The sequence below is a fragment of the Streptomyces sp. NRRL F-5727 genome, assembly GCF_000719555.1.
In the GTDB taxonomy this organism is placed as follows: domain Bacteria; phylum Actinomycetota; class Actinomycetes; order Streptomycetales; family Streptomycetaceae; genus Streptomyces.
Genome location: NZ_JOGX01000055.1, coordinates 1 through 14,105 on the forward strand (window position 1 = coordinate 1; position 14,105 = coordinate 14,105).

Annotated in this window: 12 protein-coding genes and 1 riboswitch; of the genes, 11 read left to right on the top strand and 1 reads right to left on the bottom strand. The window is 71.6% G+C overall.

Going from position 1 to position 14,105, the window contains the following annotated elements; translation table 11 throughout:
• Positions 1–180: 180 nt before the first annotated feature.
• From IF73_RS0128810 to IF73_RS0128855, 10 genes are all read left to right on the top strand, one after another.
• Entirely contained in the window at positions 181–789 is a 609-nt protein-coding gene (locus IF73_RS0128810; RefSeq protein ID WP_031013236.1) for a CDP-alcohol phosphatidyltransferase family protein, read from the top strand.
• A 116-nt stretch (positions 790–905) separates the two neighbouring features.
• Positions 906–3,401, top strand: a complete 2,496-nt coding sequence (locus IF73_RS0128815) for a mannose-1-phosphate guanyltransferase (protein WP_031013238.1) — start codon at positions 906–908, stop codon at positions 3,399–3,401.
• A gap of 99 nt (positions 3,402–3,500) precedes the next feature.
• A complete protein-coding gene (locus IF73_RS0128820) occupies positions 3,501–4,430 on the top strand; it encodes a DUF881 domain-containing protein (RefSeq protein WP_037880807.1) in 930 nt (309 codons plus the stop codon).
• Positions 4,427–4,759 (top strand): small basic family protein, encoded by a 333-nt coding sequence (locus IF73_RS0128825; protein ID WP_030492461.1) that lies wholly within the window; start codon positions 4,427–4,429, stop codon positions 4,757–4,759. The genes IF73_RS0128820 and IF73_RS0128825 overlap by 4 nt, the downstream gene beginning before the upstream one ends.
• A gap of 5 nt (positions 4,760–4,764) precedes the next feature.
• A complete protein-coding gene (locus IF73_RS0128830; protein ID WP_234338369.1) occupies positions 4,765–5,724 on the top strand; it encodes a DUF881 domain-containing protein in 960 nt (319 codons plus the stop codon).
• Positions 5,725–5,803: 79 nt separating this feature from the next.
• Positions 5,804–6,739 (top strand): FHA domain-containing protein, encoded by a 936-nt coding sequence (locus IF73_RS39150; protein ID WP_078868306.1) that lies wholly within the window; start codon positions 5,804–5,806, stop codon positions 6,737–6,739.
• 32 nt (positions 6,740–6,771) lie between these two features.
• Positions 6,772–7,530 (top strand): MerR family transcriptional regulator, encoded by a 759-nt coding sequence (locus IF73_RS0128840; RefSeq protein ID WP_031013246.1) that lies wholly within the window; start codon positions 6,772–6,774, stop codon positions 7,528–7,530.
• A gap of 90 nt (positions 7,531–7,620) precedes the next feature.
• Positions 7,621–8,088 carry a bifunctional nuclease family protein gene (locus tag IF73_RS0128845; RefSeq protein WP_030492457.1) on the top strand — a complete coding sequence of 156 codons (468 nt, stop codon included), beginning with the start codon at positions 7,621–7,623 and terminating at the stop codon, positions 8,086–8,088.
• A gap of 234 nt (positions 8,089–8,322) precedes the next feature.
• Positions 8,323–8,940, top strand: a complete 618-nt coding sequence (locus IF73_RS0128850) for a MerR family transcriptional regulator (RefSeq protein WP_199806737.1) — start codon at positions 8,323–8,325, stop codon at positions 8,938–8,940.
• A gap of 73 nt (positions 8,941–9,013) precedes the next feature.
• Complete coding sequence (locus IF73_RS0128855) at positions 9,014–10,426, top strand: DNA polymerase IV (protein ID WP_078868303.1); 1,413 nt, start codon at positions 9,014–9,016, stop codon at positions 10,424–10,426.
• A gap of 21 nt (positions 10,427–10,447) precedes the next feature.
• On the opposite strand, the gene IF73_RS0128860 is transcribed toward IF73_RS0128855, so the two are convergent.
• Positions 10,448–10,819, bottom strand: a complete 372-nt coding sequence (locus IF73_RS0128860; protein WP_031013252.1) for a PRC-barrel domain-containing protein — start codon at positions 10,817–10,819, stop codon at positions 10,448–10,450.
• Positions 10,820–10,932: 113 nt separating this feature from the next.
• A riboswitch (glycine riboswitch) is annotated at positions 10,933–11,032 on the top strand.
• A gap of 178 nt (positions 11,033–11,210) precedes the next feature.
• Here IF73_RS0128860 and gcvP point away from each other — a divergent pair.
• Complete coding sequence (gene gcvP / locus IF73_RS0128865; protein ID WP_031013255.1) at positions 11,211–14,096, top strand: aminomethyl-transferring glycine dehydrogenase; 2,886 nt, start codon at positions 11,211–11,213, stop codon at positions 14,094–14,096.
• Positions 14,097–14,105: the final 9 nt, after the last annotated feature.

A 14,105-nucleotide genomic window follows, 5' to 3' on the forward strand; every position in this document is an offset into this window, starting at 1 on the left:
TACTGCAGGGGGGACCCTGTGGGAGAGTAGGACGCCGCCGAACAATCATTGTGGGAAAGCCCCGCACCTTCTGGTGCGGGGCTTTTCTGCGTTCCGGAGGACCCGGTGGCCGGAGCCGGCGGAGGCGGGAGGTAAGGTCAGGGGTCAATGTCAGTACGGTTCCGAGCAGGAGGCCCCCGGGTGGAGGTCCAGGAGACCGAGGTCCAGACGGACCGGGTCCTCACCATCCCCAACATTCTCAGCATGGCGCGACTTCTCGGCGTGCCGCTGTTCCTGTGGCTCATCCTCCGGCCGGAGTTCGGCGGGCCCAACAGTGATGTGTGGGCCCTGGTCGTGCTGATGCTCAGCGGTGTCAGCGACTACCTCGACGGCAAGCTCGCCCGGAAGTGGAACCAGATCAGCAGCCTCGGCCGGCTGCTCGACCCGGCCGCCGACCGGCTGTACATCCTCTCCACCCTGGTGGGGCTCACCTGGCGCGAGATCCTGCCACTGTGGCTCACCGTCGTGCTTCTGGCCCGGGAACTCATGCTGCTGGTCATGGTGGGAATCCTGCGCCGGCACGGCTACCCCCCGCCGCAGGTGAACTTCCTCGGGAAAGCTGCGACTTTCAACCTGATGTACGCGTTCCCGTTGCTGCTTCTCAGTGACGGAACCGGCTGGCTGGCGTCACTCGCTGAAGTTTTCGGATGGGCTTTCGCCGGATGGGGTACAACTCTGTATTGGTGGGCAGGGATCCTCTACGTGGTCCAGGTCCGCCGACTCGTGAAGGCGGATACCGAGGCCGATTGAGCCCGTCCGTCCCGTGCCGAGCAGCGTCGCCGGCACGAACGAGGACGTCCGAGGGCGAGTGAACGGACAGGGCTGGTCGGCAGGACCGTCGTCTCTTCAAGGAGGACGCTTCCGACATGAAGGCCGTCGTGATGGCCGGTGGCGAAGGAACCCGACTTCGCCCCATGACCTCGAGCATGCCCAAGCCTCTGCTGCCGGTGGTGAACCGGCCGATCATGGAGCACGTCTTGCGACTGCTCAAGAGGCACGGTCTCAACGAGACCGTCGTCACCGTCCAGTTCCTCGCGTCGCTCGTCCGGAACTACTTCGGCGACGGCGAGGAGCTCGGAATGGAGCTCACGTACGCCAACGAGGAGAAGCCTCTCGGCACAGCGGGCAGTGTGAAGAACGCCGAGGAAGCGTTGAAGGACGACGCCTTTCTCGTGATCTCGGGGGACGCCCTCACCGATTTCGACCTCACCGATCTGATCCGTTTCCACAAGGAGAAGGGCGCCCTCGTCACGGTCTGTCTGACCCGGGTGCCGAATCCGCTGGAATTCGGCATCACGATCGTCGACGAGGAAGGAAAGGTCGAGCGCTTTCTGGAGAAGCCGACCTGGGGACAGGTCTTCTCGGACACCGTGAACACCGGCATCTACGTCATGGAACCCGAGGTCTTCGACTACGTCGAGGCCGATGTTCCGGTCGACTGGTCCGGTGATGTCTTCCCGCGGCTGATGAAGGAGGGCAAGCCGATCTACGGCTATGTCGCCGAAGGCTACTGGGAGGACGTCGGCACCCACGAGAGCTACGTCAAGGCGCAGGCCGACGTGCTGGAGGGCAAGGTCCAGGTCGACATCGACGGCTTCGAGATCTCGCCCGGCGTCTGGGTCGCCGAAGGCGCCGAAGTCCACCCCGACGCGGTGCTGCGCGGCCCCCTGTACATCGGGGACTACGCCAAGGTGGAGGCCCGCGCCGAGATCCGCGAGCACACCGTCATCGGCTCCAACGTGGTCGTGAAGACCGGCGCCTTCCTGCACAAGGCGGTCGTCCACGACAACGTGTACATCGGGCAGCACAGCAACCTCCGCGGCTGTGTCATCGGCAAGAACACCGACGTCATGCGGGCGGCCCGGATCGAGGACGGGGCCGTCATCGGCGACGAGTGCATGATCGGCGAGGAGTCGATCGTGCAGGGCAACGTCCGGGTCTACCCGTTCAAGACCATCGAGGCAGGCGCCTTCGTCAACACCTCCGTGATCTGGGAGTCCCGCGGACAGGCCCACCTCTTCGGGGCGCGCGGGGTGTCCGGGATCCTCAACGTGGAGATCACGCCCGAGCTGGCCGTCCGGCTTGCGGGGGCGTACGCGACGACGCTGAAGAAGGGCGCCACGGTCACCACCGCCCGTGACCACTCGCGCGGCGCGCGCGCCCTCAAGCGGGCGGTGATCTCCGCGCTCCAGGCCAGCGCCATCGACGTGCGGGACCTGGAGAACGTGCCGCTGCCCGTGGCCCGGCAGCAGACCGCGCGGGGCAGCGCCGGCGGGATCATGGTGCGTACCTCTCCCGGGGTGCCGGACTCGGTCGACATCATGTTCTTCGACGAGCGGGGCGCCGACCTGTCGCAGGCCCGGCAGCGGAAGCTGGACCGGGTGTACGCCAGGCAGGAGTACCGGCGGGCCTTCCCCGGCGAGATCGGCGACCTGTCCTTCCCGGCCAGCGTCTTCGACTCGTACACCGGCTCCCTGCTGCGGAACGTCGACACCAGCGGGATCGCGGAAGCCGGACTCAAGGTGGTCGTGGACGCGTCCAACGGGAGCGCGGGGCTCGTGCTGCCGAGCCTGCTGGGGCGGCTCCAGGTGGACTCGCTGACCATCAATCCGGGACTCGACGAGTCGCGGCCGACCGAGTCCGTCGAGCGGCGGCGGGCCGGGCTCGTCCGGCTCGGGGAGATCGTGGCGTCGGCGCGGGCCGCCTTCGGAGTGCGGTTCGACCCGGTGGGCGAACGGCTGTCGCTCGTCGACGAGCGGGGCCGGATCATCGAGGACGACCGGGCGCTGCTGGTGATGCTCGACCTGGTGGCGGCCGAGCGCCGGTCCGGGCGGGTCGCGCTGCCGGTCACCACGACCCGGATCGCCGAGCAGGTGGCCGCGTACCACGGCACCCAGGTCGAGTGGACGACCACCTCGCCCGACGACCTCACCAGGGTCGGCCGGCAGGAGTCGACCATCTTCGGCGGGGACGGACGCGGCGGGTTCATCGTGCCCGAGTTCAGCAGTGTCTTCGACGGGGCCGCGGCCTTCGTGCGGCTCATCGGGCTGGTGGCGCGGACCCAGCTCACGCTGAGCCAGATCGACGCCCGGATCCCGCGGGCGCACGTCATCAAGCGGGACCTCGCGACGCCGTGGGCGGTGAAGGGACTCGTGATGCGGCGGGTGGTCGAGGCGGCCGGCGGCCGGTCGGTGGACACCACCGACGGCGTGCGGGTCGTGGAGGCCGACGGGCGGTGGGTGATGGTGCTGCCGGACCCCGCCGAGGCCGTCACCCATCTGTGGGCCGAGGGGCCCGACGACACCTCCGCGCAGGCGCTGCTCGACGAGTGGGCGCAGGTGGTCGAGAGCGCGGGTCGCTAGCCCGGGAGCGGGCGGAGGCCGGGCGGCGGCGGTAGCGAGCCGCCCGGCCTTCCCGGGGCCATTCGGCGGTACGGCGTACGACGTGCGACGATGTGCGGCATGTCGCAGCAGCCCCCCGTTCGGAGCACCGGTTCTCCGCCCCCGCGCCCGGACGCGTCGATGTCGCTGCTGAACAACGTCATCGACCACGCGCTGGACGACGGGTACGCGGAGGCGACCGCCCGGCGCCGGGCCGAGGGCGGCGCGCTGCCCAAGCCGCTGCGGGCCAAGCTCGGCCTCGCGGCCGGACTGGTGCTCGCCGCCGCCGTGGTGACCGTCGGCGCCGCCGAGGCCCGGGTCTCGGCCCCCGTCGTCGCCAAGGAGCGGCAGGAGCTCATCGACCGGATCGAGGGCGACACCCGGGCGGCCGACGACCTGGAGCGGGACGTCGAGCGGATCCGCGCGGAGGTCGGCGAACGGCAGCGGGCGGCGCTCGAACAGCACGGCGGCGACCAGGCGGAACTGGTCGCGCTGCTCTCCGGCGCCACCCCCGTGCGCGGGCCTGGCGTGAAGCTCGTTGTCGACGACGCCAAGGGCTCCGACAGCGGGGGCGGCGGGCCGCGGGAGAGCGCCGGCTTCTCCGACACCGGGCGGGTCCGCGACCGTGACATGCAGCGGGTGATCAACGGGCTGTGGGAGTCGGGCGCGGAGGCCGTGTCGATCAACGGCCAGCGGCTGACCTCGCTCTCGGCGATCCGGGCCGCCGGTGACGCCATACTCGTCGACAACCGGCCGCTGGTGCCGCCGTACACCGTCCTCGCCGTCGGGGACGGGCAGCGGCTGAGCACCGCCTTCCAGGACAGCGCGGACGGGCAGTACCTGCACGCGCTGGTGGAGAACTTCGGGATCCGCAGCAGCATCTCGACCGAGGGCGAGCTGAGCCTGCCGGCCGCGCCGAGCCTGATCGTACGTACAGCTGAGCCGAGGGGGGCCGGGGCGGCGAAGCCGTCCGGCGGCGCCACGGCCGACAAGGGGAAGGCAACATCGTGATCGCCGTACTGGGCCTGATCGTCGGAGTCGTGGCGGGACTGCTGGTCCGGCCCGAGATCCCGGCGGTCGTCGAGCCCTATCTCCCGATCGCCGTGGTCGCCGCCCTCGACGCGGTCTTCGGCGGCCTGCGGGCCATGCTCGACGGGATCTTCGTCGACAAGGTCTTCGTCGTCTCCTTCCTCTCCAACGTGGTCGTGGCCGCGCTGATCGTCTTCCTCGGCGACAAGCTCGGCGTCGGCGCGCAGCTCTCCACCGGTGTCGTCGTCGTGCTCGGCATCCGGATCTTCTCCAACGCGGCCGCGATCCGCCGCCATGTCTTCCGGGCGTGAGGCCGATGAGTGTGAACCCGAACGAGCAGCCGGAGCCGGGCGGCGAGGAGCCGAAGGCGGCGGAGACGCCGGAGACGCGGAAGGTGCCGGAGACGCGGAAGGTGCCGGAGGCGGGCGAGCCGCGTGCGGCGGCCGAGCCCGTGGCCGGTGCGGAGCCGGGGCCGGCGCGGCCCGCGGAGGGTGGTGAGAGCGCTCCCGAGGGGGTTCTGCCCTCCTCGGAGGCCGGGGCCGGAGCCGGAGGCGCCCAGGACGGGCGCCGACGCCTGGCGGACGCCCTGTGGCCGCCGCGCGTGACGCGGGCCCAGCTCGTGGTGGCCCTGCTGCTGGCCTGCCTGGGATTCGGTCTCGCGATCCAGGTCTCCTCGACCAGCGAGGGCAGTGCCCTGCGCGGCGCCCGGCAGGAGGACCTCGTACGGATCCTCGACGAGCTCGACGACCGGACCCAGCGGCTGGAGGACGAGAAGGCCCGGCTGGAGAAGCAGCGGTCGGAGCTGGTGACCAGCTCGGACCAGGCCGAGGAGGCCCGTCGGCAGACGCAGGAGAAGGAGCGGCAGCTCGGGATCCTGGCCGGGACGGTGGCCGCCGAGGGGCCGGGCATCACGCTGACGGTGACCGACCCGGTCGGCGCGGTCGAGTCGGACATGCTGCTCGACGCCATCCAGGAACTGCGGGCGGCCGGTGCCGAGGCGATCCAGGTCGACGGGGTGCGGGTCGTCGCGGACAGCTATTTCACCGGTGGCGGTGACGACATGCGGATCGATGGAACGCAGGTGACCGCTCCGTACGTCTTCAAGGTCATCGGCAAGCCCGAGGATCTCGAGCCCGCGCTCAACATCCCCGGTGGAGTCGTGCAGACCCTCGAGAAGGAGCAGGCCACAGCCACGGTGGAGCGGTCGGCGAAGATCGTCGTCGACGCCTTGCGACCCGCGAAGCGGCCTGACTACGCTCGGTCGTCCTCCCAGTGAGAGGGGGCGAGGGGTCCCGCGACATGGGCTGGAGCGTTGCGGGGGGTCGGCGCACCACAACGGTGGTGCGTGGTGGAAACTGTCCGGAGGATGCGGACGTTGTGAAGGTGTCCGGGTCGGCAGGTGTGATGGATCTCGGTTCGTCCTGCCCCACGGGCGGGTCTGTTTCGGTCAAGGGGAATCGCCCGTGAAGTTGTTTGCGAAGTTGTTCGGCAAGAGCGCACGCGAGGACGGCGGCAACGCCAGGCACCGCGCGCCGCGCCATGCCCAGAGCGAGGAGCAGGGCGGCGAGCGCCCGCTCTTCCGTGACGAGGTCGGTGGCGACATTCCGGGCGCGCCGGGCGCGTCGTCTGTTGACCCCGCCGGTGCCGCGCGCATAGGTTTCGGTGAACCATCAACCTCAAGTACGGGTGGAGGGTTTACCCCCGATCCGTACGCGACCCAGACCTCCGCGGGGCAGCCGCGGCAGGAGGACGCGTCCATGCCGGTGTGTACGAGGTGCGGTCACCGCAATACGGCGGACAGCCGGTTCTGCTCCCACTGCGGTACGCCGCTGCGGGGCGGGATCGCCGCCGAGCGTCCCTCCGAGACGACGTCGACGATCTCGATCTCGGGTCTTGAGGCGTACGACGCGGAGACCACCGGTCAGATCGCGATGCCGGCGCTGTCCCCCGAGGCCCTCGCGGCCGTCGAGGCGCTGCCGCCGGGCTCCGCGCTGCTGGTGGTGCGCCGCGGTCCGAACTCGGGCAGCCGCTTCCTCCTGGACGGCGAGCTGACGACGGCCGGCCGGCACCCGCAGAGCGACATCTTCCTGGACGACTTCACGGTCTCCCGGCGGCACGTGGAGTTCCGCCGGCGCCAGGACGGCAGCTTCACCGTCGCCGACGTGGGCAGCCTCAACGGCACCTACCTCAACCGCGAGCCGATCGACTCCGACGTGGTGCTCAACAACGGCGACGAGGTGCAGATCGGCAAGTACCGGCTGGTCTTCTACGCGAGCCAGCGAGGCGTCTGACACGCCTGGCGGAGATCCTTCAGGAAAGGTCCATGGTGCGAACACCGACGGGCGGTGCCGGCTCCGGCACCGCCACCGCGGGTGACCGGCTGGTGAGTATCGGCACCGTGCTGAACCAGCTGCGGGACGAGTTTCCCGAAGTGACGATCTCCAAGATCCGCTTCCTGGAGGCCGAGGGGCTCGTCGAGCCCCGGCGTACGGCCTCCGGATACCGGAAGTTCAGTCCGCAGGACGTGGAGCGGCTCGCCGCCGTCCTGCGGATGCAGCGGGACCACTACCTTCCGCTGAAGGTCATCCGGGAGCACCTCGACGCCCTCGCCCGCGGCGAGCAGGTGCGGCTCCCGGCGCCCGGACGGCGCCGTGACCTGCTGGACGGCCTGCTCGACGGCCCCTCGGTCGAGGAGGCCGGTGAGCGGCCGGCCGTGGTGCGGCTCGGCCGGGCCGAGCTGGTCGCGGCGGCCGGGGTCACCGAGGTCGAGCTGGCGGAGTGGGAGTCGTACGGCCTGATCGGCGAGAGCGACGGCGGCGGCTACGACGCGGAGAGCGTGAACGTGGCGCGGATCGTCGCCGATCTCGGGCGGTTCGGGCTCGAACCGCGGCATCTGCGGGCCGTGAAGGCGTCGGCGGACCGGGAGGCCGGGCTGATCGAGCAGGTCGTGGCGCCGCTGCGCCGCCACCGCAACCCGCAGACCAGGGCGCATGCCGAGGAGACCGCCGCCGAGCTGGCACAGCTGTCGGTGCGGCTGCACGCCGCGCTGGTGCAGACGGCGCTCGGCATCCGCCTCCAGTGACCTTCCCGGAGGGGTCCGTCGCCGGGGCGCGGGGGCGCTGAGCGGGGGCCCGACTATCCAAACCGGTCGGGCACGTCCTAGGGTTGCTGTGTGAACGAGCTCGACGTTGTGGGTGTCCGGGTGGAAATGCCCTCCAACCAGCCGATCGTGCTCCTGCGCGAAGTGGGAGGCGACCGGTACCTTCCCATCTGGATCGGACCCGGCGAGGCGACCGCGATCGCCTTCGCCCAGCAGGGCATGGCGCCGCCCAGGCCGCTGACGCACGACCTGTTCAAGGACGTGCTGGAGGCCGTGGGCCAGGAGCTCACCCAGGTCCGCATCACGGATCTGCGGGACGGGGTCTTCTACGCCGAGCTGGTCTTCGCCAGCGGTGTGGAGGTGAGCGCGCGGCCGTCCGACGCGATAGCCCTGGCCCTGCGGACCGGTTCGCCGATCTTCGGCAGCGACGGTGTCCTCGACGACGCCGGCATCGCGATCCCCGACGAGCAGGAGGACGAGGTGGAGAAGTTCCGCGAGTTCCTCGACCAGATCTCGCCCGAGGACTTCGGGAGTCAGTGACCCGGGGCCCCGAGGGCCGGTGGCGGGGAGGTTTCCCGGCGCCGGACCGGCCGGGGTGTGAAGGGGCGTTCGAGCGGCGCCGTCGGCGCATTCGAGTAGCCTTTCCCCGATGGGGGCGGGTGAAACCACTCTCCGGGTGATTATCACTCGGCGTGCCGAGTGTGGCGATCGTTGACGCACCCCTGGCGACTGCCTACCTTCGAGTGGGCAGGTCAAGGACGGAGGGTCGGCGTGATGAGCAGCGCGGACGGTACGGCAGGGAGCTCACTCGGACGTGTGTCCGAGGAGAGCGCTCCGTATCCGCTTCACGGCAGTGTGGGCGACTTCGGCACGGAGACCGGCGCCGGGGTGGCGGACGAGGCGATCGGCTACCGCGGTCCCACGGCCTGCGCGGCCGCCGGCATCACCTACCGCCAGCTGGACTACTGGGCGCGCACCGGGCTCGTCGAGCCGAGCGTGCGGCCCGCGTACGGTTCCGGCACGCAGCGGCTCTACAGCTTCCGGGACGTCGTCGTCCTGAAGATCGTCAAGCGGTTCCTCGACACGGGCGTCGCCCTCCAGAACATCCGGGCCGCCGTGCAGCACCTGCGCGCCCGCGGTTTCCGCGATCTGGAGCGGATGACACTGATGAGCGACGGCGCGACGGTCTACGAGTGCTCCTCGCCCGACGAGGTCGTCTCGCTGCTCCAGGGCGGTCAGGGCGTCTTCGGCATCGCCGTGGGGGTCGTCTGGCGGGACGTCGAGTCGGCGCTCTCGCAGCTGCACGGGGAGCGGGTCGACACCGGAGAGACGCTGGTCCGGCACAACCCCCAGGACGAGCTGGCGCGCCGCCGGCGCGACCGGGCCGTCTGAGGGTTCCTCCCGGCCGGGGCGGGCGGCCCGCCCGTTCCGGCGATTGTCAGTGGCGTGAGGCAGCATCGGAGACGTGAGAGCCGCCCCCACGATCCTGCATCTGGACATGGATGCCTTCTTCGCCGCCGCCGAGCAGGCGTCGAAGCCGAGCCTGCGCGGCAAGCCGGTCGTGGTGGGCGGGCTCGGGCCGCGGGGCGTGGTCGCCACCGCCTCGTACGAGGCGCGGCGCTTCGGGGTGCACTCGGCGATGCCGATGGGGCAGGCGCGGCGGCTGGCGCCCCACGCCGCGTACCTGGTGCCGCGGTTCGCCTTCTACCGGGCGATCAGCGGCCAGGTCATGGAGCTGCTGGGGCGGCTGTCGCCGCTGGTGGAGCCGCTCAGCCTGGACGAGGCGTTCGTGGACCTGGAGGCCGGCGGGCTCGCCGACGACAGCGCGAGCGCCCGGGCCGTGGGGGAGCGGCTGCGGGCCGAGATCCTGGCGACGACCGGGCTGACCGGTTCCGTGGGGCTCGCCGGGTCCAAGATGCTCGCCAAGATCGCCTCGGAGGAGGCGAAGCCGGACGGGCTGGTGCTCTTCGAGCCGGGCACGGAGCGGGCGCTCCTGGCGCCCCGGTCGGTGCGGATCATTCCCGGGGTGGGGCCGGCCACCGGGGACCATCTGCGGCGGGCGGGGATCACGACGGTCGCCGACGTGGTGGAGGCGGGCGAGGACGAGCTCGTACGGATCCTGGGGCGGTCGCACGGGGCCGGGCTGTACCGGATGGCGCTGGGGCACGACGACCGGCCGGTGGTGGCCGAGCGGGACGCCAAGTCGGTCTCCGTGGAGGACACCTTCGACGTCGACCTGCACGACCGGCTGCGGATCCGGCTGGAGGTGGAGCGGCTGGCGGAGCGGTGTGTGGCGCGGCTGCGGGGCTCGGGGCACTCGGGGCGGACGATCGTGCTCAAGGTGCGCCGGTACGACTTCTCGACACTGACCCGGTCCGAGACGCTGCGGGGGCCGACGGACGATCCGCTGGTGGTGCGGGAGGCCGCGGAGCGGCTGCTCGAGCTCGTGGACACGACGGGCGGGGTGCGGCTGCTCGGGGTCGGGGTGAGCGGGCTCGCCGACTACACGCAGGAGGACCTGTTCGCCCAGGCGGAAGCCTCGGAGGACGCCGCAGGAGACCGTGCGGCGGAGTCCGTGGAGGGGGCCGCGCCGCCCGAGGTGCCCGCCGCGCCGCCGACCGCCACCGAGACCGCGGTACGGCGGTGGGCGCCGGGTCACGACGTGCGGCACGCGGTCCTCGGGGCGGGCTGGGTGCAGGGGAGCGGGCTCGGGCGGGTCACCGTCCGCTTCGAGGAGCCCGGCGGCACGGCTCCGGGGCGGGTGCGCACCTTCCCGGTGGACGATCCCGACCTGGAGCCGGCCGATCCGCTGCCGCTGGTGCCCGGCGGGGTGACGGGGGCGGAGCGGGCCGCCCCGGTCGTCCGCCCGGGTGAGTGAGCCCGCCCGGACAGCTCCGGGCTAGGCGGCGTCGTCCTGGCCCGCGAGCCGGCCGAAGTCCGGGATCTGCGCGGGCGGGGGCGGGAGCGTCAGCTCGTAGTGGCGGTAGAGCTGCAGCTCCTGCTCGGGGGAGAGGTGACGGCCGACGCCGAAGTCCGGGGCGTCCTTGATGAGGGAGCGCTCGAAGGGGATGTGGAGGCCGTCGTCGGCCAGCTCGCTCGGCTCCAGCGGGACGAAGGCGTCCCGGCTGAACAGGCCGGTGCGGACGGCCGCCCACTCGGGGATGCCGGTCGCGTCGTCCAGGTACACCTCGTCCACGGTTCCGATCTTGTGTCCGTTCCGGTCGAACGCCTTGCGGCCGATCAGGCTGCGCGGATCGATGTCGGTCTGCACGGTCCCTCCAACTGGTCGCAGCTGCTCTACACCCCTACGAAAGTGCACAACTGGGATGTCGGCCACTTGAGCGATGGGAGCGACAACGGCGCTGGTAGGCTGGCTGTGGCTGTCGACACCGTGCGGGAGAGTCCTCCGGAGAAGGTTTCCGGGGGCGCCGAAGGAGCAAATCCTCCCCGGAATCTCTCAGGCACCCGGTACCGCGCGGGCGAGGTCACTCTGGAAAGCAGGGCGGGAGTCCGACGGCCCCCGCTCTCACCGACGGTGAAAGCCGGCGTGCCTCGGGCGTGCCGGTGAAGCTCTCAGGTTGAGATGACAGAGGGGGAGGCCGTCCGGGCACCCACGCCGTGGTGCCCCTCGCAGGTCGTGACGACCAGGAGGCCCCCGCATCATGACCGCCAACCGCACTCCGCTCTCCGAGCTCGAGCAGGGAATCCCCTTCGAGCAGCGGCACATCGGACCCGACGCCGAGGCGCGGGCCAAGATGCTCGCCCAGGTCGGGTACGGCTCGCTCGACGAGCTGACGGCCGCCGCGGTGCCGGACGTCATCAAGAACGCCGAGGCGCTGGACCTGCCCGGCGCCCGCACCGAGGCCGAGGTCCTCGCCGAGCTGCGCGCGCTCGCCGGCCGCAACCAGGTCCTCGCCCCGATGATCGGCCTCGGCTACTACGGCACCTTCACGCCGCCGGTCATCCTCCGCAACGTCATGGAGAACCCGGCCTGGTACACGGCGTACACGCCGTACCAGCCGGAGATCTCGCAGGGCCGCCTGGAGGCGCTGCTCAACTTCCAGACGATGGTCGCGGACCTCACCGGGCTGCCGACCTCCGGCGCCTCCCTCCTCGACGAGGGCACCGCCGCCGCCGAGGCCATGTCGCTCGCCCGTCGGGTCGGCAAGGTGAAGAACGGCGTCTTCCTCGTCGACGCCGACGCCCTCCCGCAGACGATCGCCGTCATCCAGACCCGCGCCGAACCGACCGGGGTCGAGGTCGTCGTCGCCGACCTCTCCGACGGCATCCCGGCCGAGATCGCCGAGCGCGGCGTCTTCGGCGTGCTCCTGCAGTACCCGGGCGCCTCCGGCGCGGTCCGCGACATCAAGCCGCTGATCGACGCCGCCCACGAGCTCGGCGCGATCGTCACCGTCGCCGCCGACCTGCTCGCGCTCACCCTGCTCGCGTCGCCCGGCTCGCTCGGCGCCGACATCGCCGTCGGCACCACCCAGCGCTTCGGCGTGCCGATGGGCTTCGGCGGCCCGCACGCCGGCTACATGGCGGTCCAGGACAAGCACGCCCGCTCGCTGCCCGGCCGCCTGGTCGGCGTCTCCGTCGACGCCGACGGCAACAAGGCGTACCGCCTCGCCCTGCAGACCCGCGAGCAGCACATCCGCCGCGAGAAGGCCACCAGCAACATCTGCACCGCCCAGGTGCTCCTCGCCGTCATGGCCGGCATGTACGCCGTCTACCACGGCCCCGACGGCCTGAAGCAGATCGCGCAGCGCACCCACCGGTACGCCGCGATCCTCGCCGCCGGTCTGACCGCCGGGGGCGTCGAGCTCACCCAGGGCGCCTTCTTCGACACGATCACCGCCCGGGTGCCCGGCCGTGCCGACGCCGTCGTCGCCGCCGCGCGCGAGGCCGGTGTCAACCTGTACCGGGTCGACGCCGACCACGTCTCCGTCTCCTGCGACGAGACCACCGGCCGCGAGCAGCTCACCGCCGTCTGGGGCGCCTTCGGGGTCACCGGTGACGTCGAGGCCCTCGACGCCGCCACCGAGGACGCCCTGCCGGCAGCGCAGCTGCGCTCCGACGCGTACCTCACCCACCCGGTCTTCCACGCGCACCGCTCCGAGACCGCCATGCTGCGCTACCTGCACCGCCTCGCGGACCGCGACTACGCGCTCGACCGCGGCATGATCCCGCTCGGCTCCTGCACCATGAAGCTGAACGCGACCACCGAGATGGAGCCGGTGACCTGGCCCGAGTTCGGCCAGATCCACCCCTTCGCGCCGATCGAGCAGGCCCAGGGCTACGTCACGCTCATCACCGAGCTGGAGGAGCGCCTGGCCGAGGTCACCGGCTACGACAAGGTCTCGATCCAGCCCAACGCCGGTTCGCAGGGCGAGCTGGCCGGTCTCCTCGCGGTCCGCGCCTACCACCGCGCCAACGGCGACGAGCAGCGCACCGTCTGCCTCATCCCGTCCTCCGCGCACGGCACCAACGCCGCCTCCGCCGTGATGGCCGGCATGAAGGTCGTCGTCGTGAAGACCGCCGAGGACGGCGAGGTCGACGTCGAGGACCTGCGCGCCAAGATCGCGCAGCACCGCGACGAGCTCTCCGTGCTCATGATCACCTACCCGTCGACGCACGGCGTCTTCGAGGAGCACGTCGCCGACATCTGCGCCGAGGTCCACGAGGCCGGCGGCCAGGTGTACGTCGACGGCGCCAACCTCAACGCGCTGGTCGGCCTCGCCAAGCCGGGCCACTTCGGCGGCGACGTCTCGCACCTCAACCTGCACAAGACCTTCTGCATCCCGCACGGCGGCGGCGGCCCCGGCGTCGGCCCGGTCGGCGTCCGCGCCCACCTCGCCCCGTACCTGCCGAACCACCCGCTCCAGCCCACCGCGGGCCCGGAGACCGGCGTCGGCCCGATCTCGGCCGCCCCCTGGGGCTCCGCCGGCATCCTGCCCATCTCCTGGACGTACGTCCGCCTGATGGGCGGCGAGGGCCTCAAGCGCGCCACCCAGGTCGCCGTCCTCGCGGCGAACTACATCGCCAAGCGCCTGGAGCCGCACTACCCGGTGCTCTACACCGGCCCCGCCGGCCTCGTCGCCCACGAGTGCATCGTCGACCTGCGTCCGCTGACCAAGGCGACCGGCGTCACCGTCGACGACATCGCCAAGCGTCTGATCGACTACGGCTTCCACGCGCCGACCATGTCCTTCCCGGTCGCCGGCACGCTGATGATCGAGCCGACCGAGTCCGAGGACCTGGCCGAGCTGGACCGCTTCTGCGACACGATGATCGCGATCCGCGCCGAGATCGAGAAGGTCGGCTCCGGCGAGTGGCCCGCCGAGGACAACCCGCTGCGCAACGCCCCGCACACCGCGGCCGCGCTCGGCGGCGAGTGGGCCCACGCCTACGACCGCGACGTGGCGGTCTTCCCCGCCGGCGTCTCGGCCGCCGACAAGTACTGGCCGCCGGTCCGCCGCATCGACGGCGCCTTCGGCGACCGGAACCTGGTCTGCTCCTGCCCGCCGCTGGACGAGTACGACCACTGACCGCGGGCA

Bases quoted from the DNA above. Each gene is read 5' to 3' on its own strand.
- IF73_RS0128815 (WP_031013238.1), top strand. From the start codon at position 906: ATGAAGGCCGTCGTGATGGCCGGTGGCGAAGGAACCCGACTTCGCCCC.
- IF73_RS0128820 (WP_037880807.1), top strand. From the start codon at position 3,501: ATGTCGCAGCAGCCCCCCGTTCGGAGCACCGGTTCTCCGCCCCCGCGC.
- IF73_RS0128830 (WP_234338369.1), top strand. From the start codon at position 4,765: ATGAGTGTGAACCCGAACGAGCAGCCGGAGCCGGGCGGCGAGGAGCCG.
- IF73_RS0128840 (WP_031013246.1), top strand. From the start codon at position 6,772: ATGGTGCGAACACCGACGGGCGGTGCCGGCTCCGGCACCGCCACCGCG.
- IF73_RS0128850 (WP_199806737.1), top strand. From the start codon at position 8,323: ATGAGCAGCGCGGACGGTACGGCAGGGAGCTCACTCGGACGTGTGTCC.
- gcvP (WP_031013255.1), top strand. From the start codon at position 11,211: ATGACCGCCAACCGCACTCCGCTCTCCGAGCTCGAGCAGGGAATCCCC.